Source organism: Paracoccus onubensis, assembly GCF_003591515.1.
GTDB lineage: Bacteria > Pseudomonadota > Alphaproteobacteria > Rhodobacterales > Rhodobacteraceae > Paracoccus > Paracoccus onubensis.
Window position 1 is genome coordinate 43,798 of the sequence record NZ_QZCG01000002.1, and the last position, 18,689, is coordinate 62,486.

Annotated in this window: 18 protein-coding genes and 1 tRNA gene; 10 read left to right on the forward strand and 9 right to left on the reverse strand. The window is 60.2% G+C overall.

Features of this window, described 5'->3' with window-relative positions; translation table 11 throughout:
* Positions 1–10 precede the first annotated feature (10 nt).
* The 4 genes from D3P04_RS02730 to D3P04_RS02745 are packed head-to-tail and all read left to right on the forward strand — an operon-like array spanning position 11 to position 4,287.
* Entirely contained in the window at positions 11–781 is a 771-nt protein-coding gene (locus D3P04_RS02730) for an enoyl-CoA hydratase/isomerase family protein (protein WP_119745734.1), read from the forward strand.
* Positions 782–789: 8 nt separating this feature from the next.
* Positions 790–1,965, forward strand: coding sequence for a fumarylacetoacetate hydrolase family protein (locus D3P04_RS02735; RefSeq protein ID WP_119746482.1), 1,176 nt, complete (start codon positions 790–792; stop codon positions 1,963–1,965).
* Positions 1,965–2,726, forward strand: coding sequence for an SDR family oxidoreductase (locus tag D3P04_RS02740; RefSeq protein WP_119745736.1), 762 nt, complete (start codon positions 1,965–1,967; stop codon positions 2,724–2,726). Before D3P04_RS02735 ends, D3P04_RS02740 begins: the two co-directional genes overlap by 1 nt.
* A gap of 43 nt (positions 2,727–2,769) precedes the next feature.
* A complete protein-coding gene (locus D3P04_RS02745) occupies positions 2,770–4,287 on the forward strand; it encodes an aldehyde dehydrogenase (NADP(+)) (RefSeq protein WP_119745738.1) in 1,518 nt (505 codons plus the stop codon).
* A 31-nt stretch (positions 4,288–4,318) separates the two neighbouring features.
* Here D3P04_RS02745 and D3P04_RS02750 read toward each other — a convergent pair whose 3' ends face one another.
* The 5 genes from D3P04_RS02750 to D3P04_RS02770 all read right to left on the reverse strand — a co-directional run bounded on the left by D3P04_RS02750 (position 4,319) and on the right by D3P04_RS02770 (position 8,559).
* Entirely contained in the window at positions 4,319–4,531 is a 213-nt protein-coding gene (locus D3P04_RS02750) for a hypothetical protein (RefSeq protein ID WP_119745740.1), read from the reverse strand.
* Positions 4,532–4,545: 14 nt separating this feature from the next.
* A complete protein-coding gene (locus D3P04_RS02755) occupies positions 4,546–5,298 on the reverse strand; it encodes an SDR family NAD(P)-dependent oxidoreductase (RefSeq protein ID WP_119745742.1) in 753 nt (250 codons plus the stop codon).
* A complete protein-coding gene (locus D3P04_RS02760; RefSeq protein ID WP_119745744.1) occupies positions 5,295–6,473 on the reverse strand; it encodes an aldose 1-epimerase family protein in 1,179 nt (392 codons plus the stop codon). The genes D3P04_RS02755 and D3P04_RS02760 overlap by 4 nt, the downstream gene beginning before the upstream one ends.
* 65 nt (positions 6,474–6,538) lie before the next feature.
* Positions 6,539–7,453, reverse strand: coding sequence for a sugar phosphate isomerase/epimerase family protein (locus tag D3P04_RS02765; protein WP_119745745.1), 915 nt, complete (start codon positions 7,451–7,453; stop codon positions 6,539–6,541).
* A 20-nt stretch (positions 7,454–7,473) separates the two neighbouring features.
* On the reverse strand, positions 7,474–8,559 hold the full coding sequence (locus D3P04_RS02770) for a Gfo/Idh/MocA family protein (RefSeq protein ID WP_119745747.1): 1,086 nt from the start codon (positions 8,557–8,559) through the stop codon (positions 7,474–7,476).
* A 211-nt stretch (positions 8,560–8,770) separates the two neighbouring features.
* On the opposite strand from D3P04_RS02770, the gene D3P04_RS02775 reads away from it, so the two are divergent.
* Positions 8,771–9,778: a LacI family DNA-binding transcriptional regulator gene (locus D3P04_RS02775; RefSeq protein WP_119745749.1), complete on the forward strand. Its 1,008-nt coding sequence runs from the start codon at positions 8,771–8,773 to the stop codon at positions 9,776–9,778.
* Between the two features lie 48 nt (positions 9,779–9,826).
* Here D3P04_RS02775 and D3P04_RS02780 read toward each other — a convergent pair whose 3' ends face one another.
* Both D3P04_RS02780 and D3P04_RS02785 read right to left on the reverse strand, forming a co-directional pair.
* Positions 9,827–10,900 (reverse strand): tartrate dehydrogenase, encoded by a 1,074-nt coding sequence (locus D3P04_RS02780; protein ID WP_119745751.1) that lies wholly within the window; start codon positions 10,898–10,900, stop codon positions 9,827–9,829.
* 110 nt (positions 10,901–11,010) lie between these two features.
* The gene (locus D3P04_RS02785; protein ID WP_119745753.1) at positions 11,011–12,081 is read right to left on the reverse strand and encodes a tartrate dehydrogenase; all 1,071 of its coding nucleotides are present in this window, start codon (positions 12,079–12,081) and stop codon (positions 11,011–11,013) included.
* 103 nt (positions 12,082–12,184) lie between these two features.
* Here D3P04_RS02785 and D3P04_RS02790 point away from each other — a divergent pair, with 103 nt between their 5' ends.
* The gene (locus D3P04_RS02790; protein WP_119745755.1) at positions 12,185–13,087 is read left to right on the forward strand and encodes a LysR family transcriptional regulator; all 903 of its coding nucleotides are present in this window, start codon (positions 12,185–12,187) and stop codon (positions 13,085–13,087) included.
* On the opposite strand, the gene D3P04_RS02795 is transcribed toward D3P04_RS02790, so the two are convergent.
* A complete protein-coding gene (locus D3P04_RS02795) occupies positions 13,026–13,991 on the reverse strand; it encodes a LysR substrate-binding domain-containing protein (protein WP_119745756.1) in 966 nt (321 codons plus the stop codon). The two genes, D3P04_RS02790 and D3P04_RS02795, sit on opposite strands and share 62 nt — an antisense overlap.
* Before the next feature lie 199 nt (positions 13,992–14,190).
* Between D3P04_RS02795 and D3P04_RS02800 the strand changes: the two genes are divergently transcribed.
* Positions 14,191–15,354, forward strand: coding sequence for a mandelate racemase/muconate lactonizing enzyme family protein (locus D3P04_RS02800; protein ID WP_119745758.1), 1,164 nt, complete (start codon positions 14,191–14,193; stop codon positions 15,352–15,354).
* A gap of 287 nt (positions 15,355–15,641) precedes the next feature.
* Here the strand turns inward: D3P04_RS02800 and D3P04_RS02805 are convergent.
* A tRNA-Cys gene (locus D3P04_RS02805) sits at positions 15,642–15,715 on the reverse strand.
* A gap of 126 nt (positions 15,716–15,841) precedes the next feature.
* Here D3P04_RS02805 and D3P04_RS02810 point away from each other — a divergent pair.
* From D3P04_RS02810 to D3P04_RS23050, 3 genes are all read left to right on the forward strand, one after another.
* A complete protein-coding gene (locus D3P04_RS02810; RefSeq protein WP_119745760.1) occupies positions 15,842–16,495 on the forward strand; it encodes a protein-L-isoaspartate O-methyltransferase family protein in 654 nt (217 codons plus the stop codon).
* Entirely contained in the window at positions 16,492–17,901 is a 1,410-nt protein-coding gene (locus D3P04_RS02815; protein WP_333473090.1) for a TolC family outer membrane protein, read from the forward strand. The genes D3P04_RS02810 and D3P04_RS02815 overlap by 4 nt, the downstream gene beginning before the upstream one ends.
* A 459-nt stretch (positions 17,902–18,360) precedes the next feature.
* Entirely contained in the window at positions 18,361–18,666 is a 306-nt protein-coding gene (locus D3P04_RS23050; RefSeq protein WP_147391872.1) for a hypothetical protein, read from the forward strand.
* The last annotated feature ends 23 nt before the right edge of the window (positions 18,667–18,689 follow it).

The window sequence follows — 18,689 nt, forward strand, 5'->3', positions numbered from 1 at the left end:
TGAGGACGACATGAGTGAAAATATCCTTTTCGAGATCAGCGGCCATGTGGCGCAGATCACGCTGAACCGGCCGGCCAAACTGAATGCGATGACGCCCGAGATGGCCGACGCCCTGCTGGAGGCGGTGGCCGAATGCAACGCGAGCGATACGATCCGCTGCGTGATTCTGACCGGCGCGGGCGAGAAATCCTTCTGTGCAGGCTCGGATATCCGGGAACTGGACGGCTACGATACGCCGTGGAATTTTCGTAACCGGCCCGATTATTGCGATGCGATCCGCAAGCTGCTGAAGCCAACCATCGCCGCGATCAACGGTTATGCCTTTGGTGGCGGCCTGGAAATGGCGATGAGCTGCGATATCCGCATCGCCTCGCCCAACGCAACGCTTGCATCGCCGGAAATCAGGCTGGGATGGATCGGCGGCGGTGGAATGGCGGCCTTTCTCAGTCATTCTGCCGGCATGTCCAATGCGGCACTGATGCTTCTGACCGGGGAACCTATCGAGGCCCAGCGCGGTCTGGATTGGGGCCTGATCTCTGAAATCGTGGCCGGGCAGGATCTGTTGCCGCGTGCGCATGAGCTTGCGGCGATCATCGCATCGCGTGCGCCGATCGCGGCCGAGACGGCCAAGCTGAACCTGCGTGCCTCGCATACGATGCCGCTTGAAAAGGCAATCGAATACGAGCGTGACCTGCAGACCATTTGTTTCGCTACGGCGGATGCGCAGGAGGGCCGTCGGGCCTTTGCCGAGAAGCGCGCTCCGGTCTTTCAACGGAAATGAGGCCCAATATGATGACTCCCGAGCAAGTTCTGCCGAAAGACGGTTATCGCGGAACACTGCTGGCGCGGCTGTGGGATCCCCGCCATCAGGGACCTTCGCTGGTCGCGGTGCGGGAAACCGGCCTGCATGACGTCACTGCGCATTTTCCCACCACCAGCCATCTTTACGCCCTGCCTGACCCGGCGGCCGCACTGAACGCGGTTGCGGGCGAGCGGATCGCCTCGCTTGCCGAGGTGCTGGAGAATTCCGGCCCCGGCGCAGCTGGCGGCGACCGGCCCTATCTGCTGCCGCCTTTGGACCTGCAGGCGGTCAAGGCTGCGGGCGTGACCTTTGTGGTATCGATGCTCGAACGCGTCATCGAGGAACGGGCGCGGGGTAACGCCGCCGATGCCGCAGATATTCGCGCAGAGGTGCGCCGGATCGTCGGCGATGATCTGGCCGCGCTGCGTCCGGGATCCGAACAGGCGGCCGAGATGAAGCGGGTGCTGGTCGAAAAGGGGATGTGGAGCCAGTATCTGGAAGTCGGCATCGGACCGGATGCCGAGATATTTACCAAGACCACCGTGTTCGCCTCGGTCGGTTGCGGCGCCCATGTCGGCATACACCCGCAATCGGTCTGGAATAATCCCGAGCCGGAGGTGGTTCTTGCAGTGTCACCGGATGCCCGCATCGTTGGGGCCACATTGGGCAATGACGTCAATCTTCGCGATTTCGAAGGGCGCTCGGCGCTTTTGCTGTCGAAGGCCAAGGATAACAATGCCAGCTGCTCCATCGGCCCCTTCATGCGATTGTTCGATGACAGCTTCGGGCTGGACGACCTGCGCCGGACCGAAGTCGAGATGCGTGTCGAGGGACAGGACGGATTCGTGATGGACGGATCGTCGTCGATGGCGCAGATCAGCCGCGATGTAACCGATCTGGTCGGGCAGGCGATGGGGGCGAACCACCAATATCCCGACGGGATCGTTCTGTTCACCGGCACGATGTTCGCGCCGGTGAAGGATCGCGATGGCGCAGGGCAGGGCTTTACGCATCATCGCGGCGATCTGGTCGAGATTTCCGCGCCTATGCTGGGATGTCTGGTCAACACCGTCGAAACCTCCGACCGCTGCCCGCCTTGGAATTTCGGGCTGCGGCAGTTGATGCGCAGCCTTGTCCGGCGTGGTCTTGGCGATGCGATCTGATGACTACGGATTTCGATCTGACCGGTGAGCTGGCGCTGGTGACCGGTTCGGGAAGCGGGATCGGTCTGGGTATCGCCCATGCTCTGGCGCAAGCGGGGGCATGGGTTCTGCTGCATGGGCGCGATCGTGGGAAGCTGGAAGTCGCCGCCGGACAGTTCGCGCCGGATCGGGTCGCGGGTTGCGCCTGTTTCGATATCGCCGATGAAAGCTCGGTCGCGGAGGGCTTCGGGGAACTGGCGGATACGGGGCACATGATCAGCATTCTGGTCAATAATGCCGGATCGCAACTTCGCCAGTCCCTGCTGGACATGGACCCGGCAGACTGGCGGCGTATCATCGATATCAATTTGACCGGGGCATTCCTGGTATCCCGCCATGTGGTGCCGGGGATGCGGCAGCGGGGGCGTGGCAAGATTGTCAATATCACCTCTCTGACCGCGGAAGTCGCGCGCCCCGATGTCGGCCCTTATACGGCGGCCAAAGGCGGGCTTCGGATGCTGACCCGAGCGATGGCTGTCGAATGGGCTCCTTTCGGGATCCAGGTCAATGCGATCGGGCCCGGGCATATCGTCACCGAGATGACCGCTGCGACGCGGGCGCAACCCGATTTCGAGGCATGGGCGCGGCACCGGACGCCCGCCGGACGATGGGGTGAGGTTCGGGATCTGGGCGGTGTTGCCGTGTTTCTGGCTTCGCGCGCGTCGGATTTCGTGACTGGCCAGACCCTCTATGTTGATGGCGGTTTCCTCGCCGCTATGTAATCTTCACCCATATCTACCCTTCACGGACAAAGGACGGTGCATCATGACCTTCACCCCCCATGGCAAGCATCTGATCGCAGGTGAATGGATCGCGACCGATCAGCATTTCAGATCCGAACCCGCCCACGGCCCGGCACATGATTTCAGCATTGGGACCGTCGATCTGGTGGATCGCGCGGTGCAGGCGGCCGAGGATGCCTTCTGGACCTATGGCTATAGTTCGCGCATGGACCGCGCGGCTTTCCTTGACGCCATCGCCGATGAGATAGAGGCGCGCGCGGATGCCATCACCGAAATCGGCACGCAGGAAACCGGCCTGCCCGAAGCGCGGCTTCAGGGCGAACGCGGTCGTACCACGGGCCAGCTTCGGCTGTTCGCCGAACATATCCGCAAGGGCGAATATCTGGATCGCCGCATGGATCCCGCCTTGCCCGACCGGCAACCCGCGCCGCGCCCGGAAATCCGGCTGGTGGAGCGTCCTGTCGGGCCTGTCGCGGTTTTCGGGGCCTCGAATTTCCCACTGGCCTTCTCGACTGCGGGTGGCGACACCGCCGCCGCCTTGGCCGCAGGCTGTCCGGTTGTGGTCAAGGGCCATTCCGCCCATCCCGGCACCGGAGAGATCGTTGCCGAGGCGATTCTTGCTGCCATTGACAGGACCGGGATGCCGAAGGGTGTCTTCAGTCTTGTTCAGGGCGGTAAGCGCGACGTGGGACAGGCTTTGGTCCAGCATCCCCTGATCAAGGCCGTGGGTTTTACCGGCTCGCTTGCCGGCGGACGTGCGCTGTTCGATCTTTGCGCCCAGCGGCCCGAACCTATCCCGTTCTTCGGCGAGCTTGGCTCGGTCAACCCGATGTTCCTGATGCCGGAAGCCATGGCCGCGCGGGCCGAGGAAATCGGCAGCGGTTGGGCGGGATCGTTGACCATGGGTGCCGGTCAGTTCTGCACCAATCCCGGTATCGCGGTGATCATAGACGGCCCCGATACCGACCGTTTCATTGCCGCGGCAAAGTCGGGTCTGGAGAAAACCGGCTCTCAGCCGATGCTGACCGAGGGCATTGCGGCAGCCTATCGCGACGGCAAGCAACGCTTCGAATCCCGCAATTCGGTAAAGCCGGTTCATGTGACCGAATCCGCGGGACGCGAGGCCAACCCGAATCTTTATGAAACCACCGCCGAAGCCTATTTGCAGGATCGCGCATTGGGCGAAGAGGTGTTCGGCCCGCTTGGCCTGATCGTCCGGGTGGCATCGGTCGATGAAATGCTGACGCTCGCCAGGGGTTTCGAAGGCCAGTTGACCATGACCCTGCATATGGATGAGGGCGATCTGGCTCAGGCCCAGAAACTCCGCCCGGTCCTGGAACGCAAGGCAGGCCGAATTCTGATTAACGGTTTTCCGACCGGAGTCGAGGTCGTCGATTCCATGGTTCATGGCGGACCCTATCCGGCGTCCACCAATTTCGGGGCAACCTCGGTCGGCACATTGGCGATCCGCCGTTTCCTGCGGCCGGTCAGCTATCAGAACTTCCCCCAGGCGCTGCTTCCAGAGGAGCTTCGTCAGTAAAGATATAGCGCGGAGATTCGAGGGCGAACCATTATGGGGCGGAGCGGCGTTGAGCCCGCAACCGTCCTTTCGACAGAAGCGTGACGCGGTCGCAAAGGGCGATGATTCTGTTCCCTGTAATGCCGCCTGCCAGCGGCTCGATCTTGATAACATTCGTCTCCGGATCGCCCGGAGGCCGCGCGGCAAAGGGTCCGGCCATCGAGATCGAACGGTCTGGGGCGATGATTCCGTCGAGAATATTCATATAAGGACGGCTCCCTATTGCATCGTCCAGCCGCCATTGACGGCAAGGGTTTGTCCGGTGATGAAGCCTGCTTCTTCCGACAGGAAGAAGCGGATGGCAGCCGCGATGTCTCCGGCGTGACCGCGCCGTTTGATTGCTTGCCGATCAAGCACCATGGCGCTGTAGCCTTCGGGATCGGGATGGATCTTCTCGGCATCGGTGGGAAACGCGCCTGGAGCAATGGCATTCACGGTGATGCCCCATTTGCCGAATTCCCGCGCCCAGGCCCGGGTCAGCCCCAGCAACGCTCCTTTTGACTGGATATAGGGCGCGAGGTTTTCCCACTCGCCCGACAGGGTGATAGAGGTGACGTTGATGATCCGGCCCCAGCCTTGCTTCCGCATCCCGGGCAGCGCCGCAAGCGTGCAGATCAGTGCCGCCTCGACATTGATCGCATGGATCTGAGCATGTTCCGGAAGACTGTATTCTTCGAAAGCTTTCGACGGATAGATGGCGGCGTTATTGATCACCGCGTCCAGTGCCCGGTCCACCGTCAGTTGGGCGAGCAGGGATTGCAGGCCGGGTTGATCGGCCAGATCGGCCTCGATCAGATGAAGCTGCGATTGCAAGGGTGCTGGCGTATCGGCAAGCAATGCTTCGTTCTTGCTGTGGTCGCGATCCAGCGCATAGACCTCTGCCCCGGCATTCAGCAGATCCAGCGTTGTCCTGTGGCCCAACCCGCCAGAGGCCCCGGTATAGAGGATGCGCCGCCCCTTCAGACTGCTCATGCCCGACCCTCCAGCTTTCGGAAATTTCCGGAGGGGGCAGGATAGTCCTCGTCCGGCTGACCATGGATCGCGCGGATGCGTGCCTCGGCCCCGGCGACCGAATCCTGATCGGGCAGGATCAAGAAACGGCTGTCATAGCGGCGTTCGTCGCCATGGTTCAGCCAGATCATCTCATCCCGTTCGCGCGCGGCCAGATTGCCCAGGACGTGATGCGAGGACGGCTCGATCCCCATTGCATATTGCCCGGCCTGAAGGTTCTGCCATTGATACTGGCAGGGAAACTGATCTTTACGGGTGACGACCATGAAACCCAGTGCCAGACGGTCGTTGACCAGCGCCACCGGCACCTCGCCCAAACCGTCCGCGACCAGCTCGTGTTGCCAGACCTGTTCGTGGAAATCCTGTTGCGGTGCGGGCAGCCTGCGATAGCCGACTTCCTGATCGCGATAATTATCGGCATGTGCCGCCCAGAGTGTTTCCGCGATAGGCGCCAGATAACGCGCGCCTTCCTCCAGCACCGGATGGCCGACATTGATGTGATAGCAATACATGTGCGGCGTGCGATAAAAGCCGCGATTCACCACCCGGTCGGACAGATGGATTTCATCGCGACCGACCTCGGCCTCGATGCGGCGATGCAGTTCCAGATGCTCGCCAAAGACGGCGGCCTGGGTGACAATACCCTCGGCCCAAAGGAAGCAGCGGTCCCCCTCCCATCTTTCGCCATAGCCGGTCAGATGCGCCGGGATCGCGCCCGCGCGACCGTGCAGCGAATGGGAAGCGGACTTGCGGGGGCCGTATATGTAGCTTTCGGTGGATACCTCGTTCATGAACAGGATATGATCCAGTCCGCATGTCACCATCAGGCCGGAAAAATTGCGCATCCAGCCAAGACCGCCTTCGCCTTCGTATTCGGCCAGTGAAGGATGGCGGAAGCCTGCAGGCGAGTGCCAGCCGATCGCGCGGCCATTATGATCGCAATCGCCGATATCCATGCAGCGATCGACCAGCACCGTGAAGCGAAGACCCGAGCCGGTGCGGAACTCCAGCAACCGGTTGCCGCGTTCCAGCCCATTCTGTAACTCCATCAGCCGCACGCCTGCGGCGTGGCTCAGTCCACCGCTGCGGGCCTCGATCTCGCGGCGGGTGAATGTCTTTCCGTATAGTTCAACCATTCTCTGTCCTGATCCGTTTCACGCACCGTTGCGGCAGGGCGGCGCGGGCGCCCTGCCTGTCGGTTTCAGCAGCCGTTTTCGCGCAGTTTGGCGTCAAGGAAAGCCTTGGCGCGGGGCACATCCGCCTCGTCCAGATGCTCGATGATCATCGGGATGTTGGGATGCTTTTGCGCCAGACGCTTCAGGTAAAGGTCATAGTTCAACTCGCCCAGACCCGGTGCTGGCAGCTCGATCTCGCCCACGCCCCGGAAAGTATGGCTTTCGGCGGCCGAGCTGTCGCCGATATCCGAATGTTTCTCGGACTTGTCGTCGCCTGACCGTTTCACATCCTTGGCATGGCCGATCAGGATCCTGTCGGACAGCGCGTCAAAGACCCGATTCAGCGTCTGATCCATCTGGTCGATATTATGGGCCTCGAAATAATTGGTCGGATCCATCAGCAGGCCCAGACCGGGATGGTCGACCTCGGCGAATATGCGCAAGGTTTCCTCGACCGATCCGATGACGTTGTTTACATAGGTTTCCAGCAGAAAGACCGCGCCGTGATCCCAGGCGAATTGCGCAAGGTCGGTGATGACGGCGCGGCAATCCTCCCAGCCTTCCTCGGTCTTGTTCTTCGGATGGTGAACCCAGTCGCTGTCGGTTGCGAATGTGCCGGTTTCCGAGATGACATAGGGTGAGCCCAGATATTGCGCATGGGCCAGAATTTCCTTCAGCCGGTCCAGCCGCGCCTTGCGCGCGGCCGCGTCGGGATGAACGATATTGGTATAGGCCGAGATGCAGCTTACAGGCAGATGATGATCCCGGAACGTGTCGCGGATAGTGCGGCATTTATCCGGCGTGACCTGCCCGTCGGAGACGTCGATATCGGTGAAATGCAGATCAAGCTGCACCGTGTTGAAGTCAAGCGCGCGAATCTTCTGCGCGGTGGTTTTCAGATCATAGGGGAAATACCCTGTGAAGATGCCGGTTTGCATCATGGTGCCGTTCTCCTTGCGGTTCAGTCTTGTGAGATGTCGAAATCGACGCTGCGTCCCTGCGCGATCGAGCGATAGGCGGCCTCGATCAGTGCCATCGTGCGAACATTGTCGGCCACGGATAGGGCAGGGGCAGTGCCGCTGCGGATCGCCCATTGCAATTGTTCCATCACGCCGATGAACGCATGCGGGAACCACATCGTGTCCCATTCCGGACTGACCCATTGCCCGCCGGTTTCCAACTGCGAGGCATAGGACAGGGTCGACGGCGCGCCGGTCGGCCAGCCGATCGAGCCCTTGGCGACGCCCTTCGTCCCCTCGACCCGCCAGGTGATCTGCTGGTCGTCATCATAATCCCCGGCGCGCGGCCCCGACCAGACATCCTCAAGCGAGAGCGCCAGAAGCCCCGAAGGAAAGCGCAGCGTGGTCACGACGATACCGTCCTCATGCGCGAAATCGGTGCGGGGATCGGTGCGGGTGATCGTCGTCACCTCGGTGGGTTCGCCGAACAGGAACCGCAATGCATCAAGGTGATGCACGCTCATATTCGCCAAGGTCAGCCGGTCGTAACCCTGAAGAAAGCCCTGCCAGTGCGGGATTGCGTGCATGTCGATCTGCGCGAAGACCGGCTCGCCAAGGCTGCCGCGATCCAGAAGCTGCTTCAGTGACCGGATCGACTGATCGTAACGCATGTTCTGGTTGACCGACAGAAGCTTGCCTGCTGCCCTGGCCTCGTCACGTAATGCGCGCGCCTCATCGAGTGACAGGGCCAAAGGCTTCTGCGCCAATATCCCTTTCACATGCGGCTGTCGCAGAGCAAGGCGAATCAGCGCGGGTTGCAGATGCGGCGGATAGGCGATGTCGACGATCTGGATCTGCGGATCCTCGATCAGTGTCTCGGGCGTATCGTGGGTTACCGGGATGTCATAGCGCTTCGCCAGATCTTCCGCCCGTGACCGGGTGCGCGAAGCGATGGCCGCAACCGGGAAACCTGCAAGCTGGTAGGCTTTCAAATGGCACTCCGCCATGATCATCCCGGCGCCAATGGCACCGATCCTGAAATCGCGGCAGCGTATTCCGGGATCCGGCTGCAGATCCGATGCGGTCATCCTTTCCTCCCTGATGCAGGACCCTCCCGGTCCCGAAACTATTGGGAAGCTGACAGCCGATCCACACAAAAACAATCATCATAATCAATCATAAAGCATCATTTCAGATCATTTGTGGAATGATATTCAAAATCATGAATCTGAATGATATAATTTGATGGAATCATGTGAGATAATCCGCCGATCCGCATCATCAAGGTTTCCCGCACATATGCGTACCACCATCGCTGAAATTGCACGCAAGGCAGGTGTCTCGACCGCGACAGTCGACCGGGTTCTGAACGAGCGCGAAGGCGTTCGTCCCCGCACGCGTGAGATCGTTTTGCGCATCGCGCGCGATCTTGGTTATTTCGGACCGCAGACCGATAGCGCCGCAACGGGCGTCAGGATCGATTTTGTCCTGCCAGCGGGCCGCAACAGTTTCATGCGGCAGTTGCGGACGCATCTGATCGGCGAGGCGGGAGGGAAGCCCGACCTGACCATTTGCATCCACGATGTTGAGCAATGGAGCAGCGGCCGTGTCGCGCAGAAATTGCGGGAGCTGCACGGCCAGACAGATGCGATCGGGATCGTCGCCCCCGACCGTCCGGAAGTGCGCGAGGAACTGAACACACTTGCCCGGACCGGTATCAAGGTCGCGACACTGGTGTCGGACCTGCCTTCGGTCGAGAAGGTTGGCTATGTCGGGGTAGACAACCGCGCCGCGGGGCGGCTGGCGGGGCTGTTGCTGGGGCGGCTGATCGGCGCAGGCACGCGACGGGACGTTGCCTTGCTGGTCGGGCTGCGCGCCTATCGCGGCCACGAGGAGCGAGAGATGGGCTTCCGCTCGATCCTTGCCGACGAATTTCCGGATCTGCGGATCACCACCTATGCCGAAGTCGGCGACAATCGGGATCGTGCCTATCACGAGATGCAGCGGATCCTGAATTCGGGGCAGGTTGCCGGGATCTACAATGTCGGATCCGGGAATCAGGGGATCGCACAGGCGTTGCACGAGGCCCGGACAAGCCGGAAGACGGTATTCATCGGCCACGACCTGACCGATGCCACGCGTATCATGCTGATCGATCGCACCATGGATGCGGTGATTGACCAGAATGCGCGGGTCGAAGCGCGAGAGGTGATCAGGCTGCTGACCGATGCCGTCCGCAACGTGACGAGCAGCCTCTATCTGCCGCGACTCCAGGTGATCTTCCGCGAGAATATCCCTGAAATCTGATCCGCCGCCGATTGTTCCGCCCCGGCATCCGCCGGATCGGCCCATCGCTTACAGATTTGCGCCCCGGATCGCCTCGCAGACCGCATCCGTGACCTGCCGGGTGGTGGCGGTGCCGCCTACATCCGGTGTCATCACGCCATCGGCGCAAACCTGCTCGACCGCGATCATCAGGCGTTTGGCGGCATCTGCCTCTCCCAGATGGTCCAGCATCTGCGCGGCGGTCCAGAAGGTCGCGACAGGATTGGCGATGCCCTTACCCGTAATGTCGAAGGCAGAGCCGTGGATCGGCTCGAACATCGACGGGTAGCGGCGCTCGGGATCGATATTTGCGGTTGGCGCCACGCCCAGACTACCCGCCAGCGCACCCGCCAGATCCGAAAGGATATCGGCATGCAGGTTGGTGGCGACGATAGTGTCCAGGCTTTGCGGCTGCTTGACCATGCGTACGGTCATCGCGTCGACCAACATCTTGTCCCAGCTAACATCCGGAAATTCTTCCGATACTTCGGCGGCGATCTCGTCCCACATCACCATGCCGTGACGCTGCGCATTGGATTTGGTGACCACCGTCAGAAATTTGCGTGGGCGGGACTGCGCCAGCCTGAAGGCGTAGCGCATGATTCTTGTGACGCCGACACGGGTGAAGATGGCGACTTCGGTGCCGACTTCCTCGGGGAGTCCCTTATGCGCGCGGCCGCCGCTGCCCGCATATTCGCCCTCGGAATTCTCGCGCACGATAACCCAGTCCAGATCACCGGGGCCGACGCCTTCCAGCGGTGAGTGGATGCCGGGCAGGATTCTGGTCGGGCGGACATTGGCATATTGATCGAAACCCTGACAGATCGGCAGGCGCAGACCCCAAAGCGTGATATGGTCGGGCACATCCGGCGCGCCGACGGCACCGAAGAATATGGCGTCGAAGGTTTTCAACTGCTCGACACCATCTTCCGGCATCAGCGTGCCGGTTTTCTTGTAACGGTCGGAGCCCCAGTCGAAGCTTGTCACGTCAAAGCCGAAACCGCCGTCGCGCCGGGCCAGCGCCACCAATGCCTGAAGCCCTGCTGCGATGACTTCGGGGCCAATCCCATCGGCGGGGATGGCGGCGATCTTGTATTCTCTCATGGAAACTCCCTTGATTTATTCCGCGCACAGATCGTGGCCTCTATGATCCCGACCCGGAAATCAGGTGGCGGAGATCAGGTTTACCAATATGCGCGACCTGAACCGGTAACTCACGCAAGAGCGTCGGCGATGGCTTTTCCGCAGGTCGCCGTATCGGATGTTCCGCCCAGATCACGCGTACGCAAGGCGGGTTCGGACAGCACCCGCTCGATGGCGGCCACGATGCCGGCGGCGGCTTCGGGGTGGCCAAGATGATCCAGCATCATCGCGCCCGCCCAGATCTGCCCGACCGGATTGGCGAGGCCTTTTCCGGCGATATCGGGCGCAGATCCGTGGACCGGCTCGAACAGCGAAGGGAAGGTATGTTCGGGGTTGATATTCGCCGAGGGCGCAATGCCGATGGTTCCGGTGCAGGCGGGACCGAGATCCGAAAGAATGTCGCCAAACAGATTCGAGGCCACGACGACATCGAAACGATCCGGATGCAGCACGAAAAGTGCGGTCAGGATGTCGATATGATATTTGTCGACACTGATATCGGGATAGTTCTCGGCCATCTCGGCCACGCGCTCGTCCCAATACGGCATGGTGATCGAGATGCCATTCGACTTGGTGGCCGATGTCAGTTTGCCGCCGCGCTTTTTCGCCAGTTCAAAGGCATAGCGCAGGATGCGGTTGACACCTGTACGGGTCATGACCGTTTCCTGCATGACCAGCTCGCGCTCGGTTCCGGGAAACATCCTGCCACCGATCGACGAATATTCGCCCTCGGTATTCTCGCGCACGATCATCATGTCGATATCGCCCGGTTCGCGCCCCGCCAATGGCGAGGACACCCCCGGCATCAGACGGGCAGGGCGCAGGCTGACATATTGATCGAACTCGCGTCGGAACTGAATCAGCGAGCCCCATAGCGAGATATGGTCGGGGACGGTTTCGGGCCAGCCGACGGCGCCAAAATACAGCGCATCATGGCCGCCGATCCGGGTTTTCCAGTCATCGGGCATCATCTGCCCGTGTTTCGCGTAATAATCGCAAGAGGAAAAATCGAAATCGTCGAAATCGAAACTAAGGCCATAGCGGCGTGCGGCGGCCTCTAATACGCGGACGCCTTCGGGCACCACCTCCTTGCCGATGCCGTCACCGGGGATGACGGCGATTTTCATGCGGTTGCTGGTCATTGGATTCTCCTTGCCTTGGCGGGCAGAATAACTGCTGATATGAATGCTGGGAATTTCTATATATTCATTTCATTATTGAATCTTGCGAATAAATGGGGCGTTTATGACCGGTGAATCCGACATGCAGTTTTTCGCGGTATTAGCACAGCGAAACAGCCTGTCCGAAGCCGCGCTGGAACTGGGGCTGACTGCATCGGCAGTCAGCCGCCGTCTGGCCCGGATCGAGGATCGTCTTGGCGTCAGACTGGTGAACCGCACGACACGCCGGTTGAGCCTGACGAGTGAGGGCGAGGCATATCTTGCTGCCTCATTCGACATCATCAACAGAATCGCGACCGTCGAAGAAGCAATCGCCTCCGCGCGGGGCGAAGCGCAGGGATTGCTGCGGATCAATGCGACCTTTCAGTTCGGGCGGAAACATATTGCTCCTGCGGTATCCGCATTTTGTCTCCGGCACCCGAATGTGCAGGTTCAGCTGATCCTGACCGATGCGCCGCTGAACCTCATCGAGGAAGGCTTCGACCTGCAGATCCGTTTTGGCGAGCCGACGGCGACACGGCAGGTGATGGGATTGTTGCTGCGCAATCGCCGCCTGCTGGTGGCCTCGCCTGCATATCTTGAACGGTTTGGCGCTCCGGAACGGCTGGTGGATCTGACCCGACATTCCTGTATCGTCCTGCGTCAGGAACATGCGGCCTATGATGTCTGGCGCTTCGGCGGCGACAAAACCGTACGCGTGATGGGCGGGTTATCCACCAATGACGGGGAAACAGCCGTTACATGGGCGCTGGATGGGCATGGAATCATGTTGCGTTCGGAATGGGATATTGCCCCTCATGTCCGCTCGGGGCGTCTGCTCGTCGTGCTGCCGCGATATTTTACCCGTGCGGATGTGATGGCCGTTTACCCCGAGCGGCTGAATTTATCCGCAAAGGTCCGCCTGTTCATTGATTTTCTGCGCGATCGGATTCGGGCGAAAGCTGACTTGCTTCAACTTCCGGGATAGCTTGAGCTATGCTGCACGCAAGTTCCCAAAACTCTTCCGCCATCTCTGGCATGCGGATGCGCGGACGGAACAGGGATATCTGAACCTCTGCTGTCCAGTCCTGCGTGCCCGCGAGGATCAGCGGTCCCTGCGGTGCGATATCTGTGCCGACCAGACTTTCAGGAACCCATGCCACGCCCTTGCCATCCGTGGCAAGCGCCTTGAGAACCATCGCCAGGTGAGAGCTGAACACCGGAGTCAGATGCAACTCGGTTGTCCGGTCAAAGAGATTCGACTGCAGAATCCGCCCCATACCCGATGTCTGCTCGAACATGATGGCCGGAACGGGTGCTGCGGCGGATCCCGGCAGGCGATGCAATGGCAACCCGTCATGATCTTTTGCGCTAATGGGAATCAGACGGTCCTGCGCAAGTCCGATATGCTGAAAATCGGTTGCCGGCAGATTGATCCGGCTGTCGGGATGATGATGGCATAACAGAAACTGCGCGCGCCCCGACAGCATGATCCTTTCGCATTCATTCATGTTATCCGACAGTAACCGGATCGGTATGGTCGATGCTGCCGCCCCCAGTTTCTGTACCCATTGGGGAAAGAAGATGAAGGAAAGCGCGTGAGTCGCGGCAAAGGTCAGCGTTGCGGTCGCGGCGCGGGCCAGTTCCAGTTCCTGTTGAACCCGTTCCAGTCGACGCATCACATCCGCCGCGGCTTCCAGCATGATCTCCCCTGTTGGGGTCAGTTTCAGCCGGTGCGTGCTGCGGTCGATCAAGGTCGAACCGCACCATTCCTCCAGCGCGCGGATGCGGCGGCCAAAGGCGGGCTGCGTGATATGCCGCAACTCGGCGGCGCGCGAAAAATTCAGCACGCGCGCCAGAGCCTGAAAATCGGCAAGAAGATTCGTGTCCATGAGTCCTCGCACGGTGCATATATTGCATATCGATAGTACCATTTCAGCTGAAATACAAAAATTTTACTGCTCAAACTATGCCAATATGGCACTATTATAGCCCTGATCGGCATTGGATTTTTCACCCTGCTTTGTCTTAGGAATGGCGGCGATAACGTACCGTTAGACAAATGAATCACATGTCCGGCAGGAGGAAATCATGCGGATCGTCGATATTTGCGAAGTAACCAAACCCATCGCGTCACCCATCCGCAACGCCTATATCGATTTCAGCAAGATGACGGCCAGTCTTGTTGCGGTTGTCACCGATGTGGTGCGTGACGGGCGGCGCGTGGTGGGCTACGGCTTCAACTCCAATGGCCGTTACGGGCAAGGTGGTCTGATCCGCGAACGGTTTCGGGACCGTATTCTTCAGGCCGATCCCAAGAGCCTGTTGAACGATGCCGGCAGTAATCTTGACCCGCATCGGATCTGGGCGGCGATGATGGCGAATGAAAAGCCGGGCGGACATGGCGAACGCTCGGTCGCGGTGGGCACGATCGATATGGCGGTTTGGGATGCGGTGGCCAAGATCGAAGGCAAGCCGCTGTTCCGGCTGCTGGCAGAGATGAACGGGCGCGAGGCGAATCCAAAGGTCTTTGTCTACGCGGCAGGTGGTTATTATTATCCGGGAAAGGATAACAACGCGCTTCGCGCCGAAATGCGCGGCTATCTTGATCGCGGCTATAATGTCGTGAAAATGAAGATCGGCGGTGCCTCCATCGATGAAGACCGCAGCAGGATCGAAGCGGTACTGGACGAGATCGGGCCGGATGCGCAACTGGCGGTAGACGCGAATGGCCGTTTTGATCTGGAAACCGGGATCGTCTATGCCAAGATGCTGCGCGACTATCCGCTGTTCTGGTACGAGGAAATCGGTGATCCGCTGGATTACGCGTTGCAGGCGGCGATCTCGGAATTCTACGATCCGCCGATGGCAACCGGAGAGAATCTGTTCTCTCATCAGGATGCGCGCAATCTGCTGCGCTATGGCGGCATGCGGCCGGACCGTGACTGGCTGCAATTCGACTGTGCGCTGTCCTATGGGCTGGTCGAATATCTGCGGACGCTGGATGTGCTGCATCAATTTGGCTGGTCTCCCTCCCGCTGTATTCCGCATGGCGGGCACCAGATGTCGCTGAACATCGCGGCTGGTTTGGGGTTGGGCGGGAATGAAAGCTATCCCGACCTGTTCCAGCCCTATGGCGGGTTTCCGGATGGGGTAAAGGTTGAAGACGGGCATATCGTCATGCCCGATCTTCCCGGCATTGGGTTCGAGGGTAAATCCGACCTGATCACGGTCATGCGCGAACTGGCGGAGTAACGGGCTTAAAGACATTCTGCCGGATATCCGTAATCCTGCTGAGCTGAATGACTGCTACCGTCACGAAACTCCCGTCCGACCTTTGATCTCCGAGCGCCTTTCCTCAATCCTTATCGGATCATATAGGTGATAGCGATCATGATCGGACATGCCCGCATGTTCCGACCGATGACAAGAGCCCCGATTGGTCCTCGCGCCGGGCCGTTCCCCTGCGTGGATGCGAACGGCCCCATGCTATGCCAAGTGGTTTCTTGGCATTTCCTTAATCCAATGATGTCAATGTGATTTGGAGGTGGGTACCGGAATCGAACCGGTCTTCACGGATTTGCAATCCGGTGCGTAACCACTCCGCCAACCCACCGCCGTCGAGAGTGCGTCTCCGATAAAGGATTGGTGGGCGGCGTGCAAGTCTGGAATGACTGGCGTTGCCCACCTATGTGAAACGTGGCAATAAGCCACGAGAACTGGTCGAGCAGGGGTTCTGACGATGATCGATTTTGCCGCGCGGCGCACCATGATGGTGGATACGCAGGTTCGCCCGAATGATGTAACCAAGTTCCCGGTGATTGAAGCCATGCTGGCGATTCCCCGGGAGGAATTCGTGCCTCCGTCGTTGCGCGACGTTGCCTATTCCGGCGAGAACCTGACTGTCGGCGAAGGTCGCGTCATGCTTGAGCCGCGGACGCTGGCGAAACTTGTCGATATGCTGGATATCGAGCCTGACGATCTGGTACTCGATATTGCCAGCGGTTACGGCTACTCGGCCGCTGTCATCGCCCGCATGTCGGAAGCGGTCGTCGCCATCGAGGACGACACCGACATGGCGCAAGAGGCGGAAAAGCGCCTTGCCGATGCCGGGGTATTCAATGTTGCCGCGCTTCATGGTGATCTGACGGAAGGGAACGCCAGGCAGGGGCCTTATGACGTCATCCTGATCGAGGGTGCGGTCGAAGAGGTGCCGGAAACGATCCTGGATCAGCTTAAGGAGGGCGGGCGAATCGGCGCGATATTCATGGAAGGCTCGCTTGGGGTCGCCCGGATCGGGCATCGCCTGAACGGACGGATCAACTGGCGCTACGCATTCAACGCCCACGCGCCCGTTTTGCGGGCCTTTACAAAAGAACGGGGGTTCAGCCTGTGAAAATTATTCCCAATCTCGGGCGGGTGGCAGCAGCCGTGACGTTTTCGGTCAGCCTTGCCCTTCCGGCGGCAGCCGATTCTCTGGCCGACGCGATGGTTTCCGCCTATCGAAGCTCTGCCCTGATCGAACAGAACCGTGCGGTTCTGCGGGCCGCGGATGAGGATGTTGCCAGTTCCGTGGCACAGCTTCGCCCGGTTCTGCAATGGGTGGCAAGCCACCAGATCAGCCGTACCGAAGGCAATCATGGCAGCATTCGTTCCAGTTCGCTGATGATCGGGGCCGAGATTCCGCTTTATGACTGGGGCCGCTCGCAATTGGCGATCGATGCCGCGAAAGAGCAGGTGCTTGCCACGCGGCAGGCTTTGGTCGGGATTGAGCAGGATGTTCTGCTTCAGGCGACGAATGCTTTCTTTTCCGTGCGTCAGGCGACCGAGCAGGTCGCGTTGCAGGAAAATTCCGTCCGGGTGCTTGGTCAGGAACGTCAGGCGGCGCAGGACCGTTTCGATGTCGGTGAGATCACGGTGACGGATGTTTCGCTGGCCGAAGCCCGGCTGGCCGCATCGCGGGCGGCGCTGGCTGCCGCTGAAGGCGATCTGGAGGTTGCGCAGGAACAATATCTGGCGGCAACCGGCAAGCAGCCCGGCACATTGGCCGCTCCTCCGCCATTGCCGACACTGCCCGCAAATGTCGAGGCGGCGCGGGCGGTTGCCCAGAAGAACCATCCAGCGATCAAGCAGGCGCAGCGTATGGCCGCGGCGGCAGAACTGGGGGTTGCCGCGGCGGGGGCCGAGCGCAACCCGAATCTTTCGGCAAATGCGCAGGTCGGTGTGGGTCGCGATTACGAGCGGGATACCTTTACTGGATCAGGGGATTATGAAACCCGGGGGACTGCCTCGGTCGGTCTGGAGCTTAGTCAGACAATCTATTCCGGAGGCCGTTTGCCCGCAGAGCATCGCAAGGCCATGGCCTCGCGCGATGAAGCGCGGGCGGTGCTGTTGAACACGGCGCGAGACGTCAATGAACAGGTCGGAACCGCCTGGGCCAATATCTCGGTGGCCGGCGCACAGCTTGGTGCGATCGACGAACAGATCGCGGCCGCGCAGCAGGCATATGAAGGCGTGCGCGAAGAGGCTCAGCTTGGGGCCCGGACAACGCTGGACGTGCTTGATGCAGAACAGTCACTTCTGGAGGCGCGGGCCGACAAGATTTCCGCAGAGGCCAATCTTCAGTTAGCACATTATCAACTTTTGGCCGCTATGGGTTTGCTTACGGTAGAAGACCTTAAGCTGGGAATTCCCACATATGACCCATCGGAATACTATAAATCGGTACGCGACGCGCCTTACACCAGCAAGCAGGGTGAAAGCCTGGACCGCGTCCTGCGCGCAATCGGGCGCGAAAACTGATATCGGGGCCACGCGCTGTCTGCGCGTGGCTGACACCTGTTTTGTCCAGAAATGCGCCTTGTGATGTCACGGGGCAGGCAAAAAAACCGCACCTCCTTGTCCGGGCGAGCAAAGCGTGACGGGGCGATAGCCTCGCAGACGGTTATTGAACAACCCGTGACAGACGGTTCGCCGCAGGCGGCGGACAGGTCAGCGGGTCCGAAATGGCCGGTTTGGCTGGTTGGAAAAAACCCGGAACATAACGGAAATGAAGCCATCGGCCGGGATGCGTCCGCCGCCGATGTTGTCACGGACAGTCTGTCCGATGACCCAGTCGGTGATGCCCGGGCGAATGCCGTACTGAATTCCTGCAACGAAATTGAAGAACCCGCATCATCTTTGCGCGATGAGAACAAGAATGTTCGCCCGTTCCGTGCGGGCGTTGTGAATGACGGCACTGACATAAGAGAGGAAAGCCAGATGCAGACGGCAAAACAACTGACCCCCGTTTCCGAAACCGAAGAGATGGAAAAAATCGATCTGCGTGACCGGGTCGCGCTAAAGGAAGGCGCGGGCGACAAGGGGCAGAAAAGCGCCTCGGCCAGCATGGCATCGCTTTTCGGCCCGGTGATCGAAGACGATGTCAAAGGCGTGCGCAGCCAGATTCGCGAAATGATCCAAAGCGAATTGCAGGGCGAATTGGGAGAGCGGTTTTCCCGCAACCTGCGTATCGTGATCCGGCGCGAGATTGCGGCCGCGGTTGACGATCAGTTCGACCGACTCTGAGCAGGCATGGCGCCGCCCGATCC

What these genes read in the sequence shown, in the direction of transcription:
- D3P04_RS02775 (WP_119745749.1), top strand. Translation starts at nt 8,771, where the DNA reads ATGCGTACCACCATCGCTGAAATTGCACGCAAGGCAGGTGTCTCGACC.
- D3P04_RS02780 (WP_119745751.1), bottom strand. Translation starts at nt 10,900, where the DNA reads ATGAGAGAATACAAGATCGCCGCCATCCCCGCCGATGGGATTGGCCCC.
- D3P04_RS23050 (WP_147391872.1), top strand. Translation starts at nt 18,361, where the DNA reads ATGCAGACGGCAAAACAACTGACCCCCGTTTCCGAAACCGAAGAGATG.
- D3P04_RS02730 (WP_119745734.1), top strand. Translation starts at nt 11, where the DNA reads ATGAGTGAAAATATCCTTTTCGAGATCAGCGGCCATGTGGCGCAGATC.
- D3P04_RS02765 (WP_119745745.1), bottom strand. Translation starts at nt 7,453, where the DNA reads ATGATGCAAACCGGCATCTTCACAGGGTATTTCCCCTATGATCTGAAA.
- D3P04_RS02810 (WP_119745760.1), top strand. Translation starts at nt 15,842, where the DNA reads ATGATCGATTTTGCCGCGCGGCGCACCATGATGGTGGATACGCAGGTT.
- D3P04_RS02760 (WP_119745744.1), bottom strand. Translation starts at nt 6,473, where the DNA reads ATGGTTGAACTATACGGAAAGACATTCACCCGCCGCGAGATCGAGGCC.
- D3P04_RS02750 (WP_119745740.1), bottom strand. Translation starts at nt 4,531, where the DNA reads ATGAATATTCTCGACGGAATCATCGCCCCAGACCGTTCGATCTCGATG.
- D3P04_RS02795 (WP_119745756.1), bottom strand. Translation starts at nt 13,991, where the DNA reads ATGGACACGAATCTTCTTGCCGATTTTCAGGCTCTGGCGCGCGTGCTG.
- D3P04_RS02755 (WP_119745742.1), bottom strand. Translation starts at nt 5,298, where the DNA reads ATGAGCAGTCTGAAGGGGCGGCGCATCCTCTATACCGGGGCCTCTGGC.
- D3P04_RS02790 (WP_119745755.1), top strand. Translation starts at nt 12,185, where the DNA reads ATGACCGGTGAATCCGACATGCAGTTTTTCGCGGTATTAGCACAGCGA.
- D3P04_RS02735 (WP_119746482.1), top strand. Translation starts at nt 790, where the DNA reads ATGATGACTCCCGAGCAAGTTCTGCCGAAAGACGGTTATCGCGGAACA.
- D3P04_RS02740 (WP_119745736.1), top strand. Translation starts at nt 1,965, where the DNA reads ATGACTACGGATTTCGATCTGACCGGTGAGCTGGCGCTGGTGACCGGT.
- D3P04_RS02770 (WP_119745747.1), bottom strand. Translation starts at nt 8,559, where the DNA reads ATGACCGCATCGGATCTGCAGCCGGATCCCGGAATACGCTGCCGCGAT.
- D3P04_RS02800 (WP_119745758.1), top strand. Translation starts at nt 14,191, where the DNA reads ATGCGGATCGTCGATATTTGCGAAGTAACCAAACCCATCGCGTCACCC.
- D3P04_RS02745 (WP_119745738.1), top strand. Translation starts at nt 2,770, where the DNA reads ATGACCTTCACCCCCCATGGCAAGCATCTGATCGCAGGTGAATGGATC.
- D3P04_RS02785 (WP_119745753.1), bottom strand. Translation starts at nt 12,081, where the DNA reads ATGACCAGCAACCGCATGAAAATCGCCGTCATCCCCGGTGACGGCATC.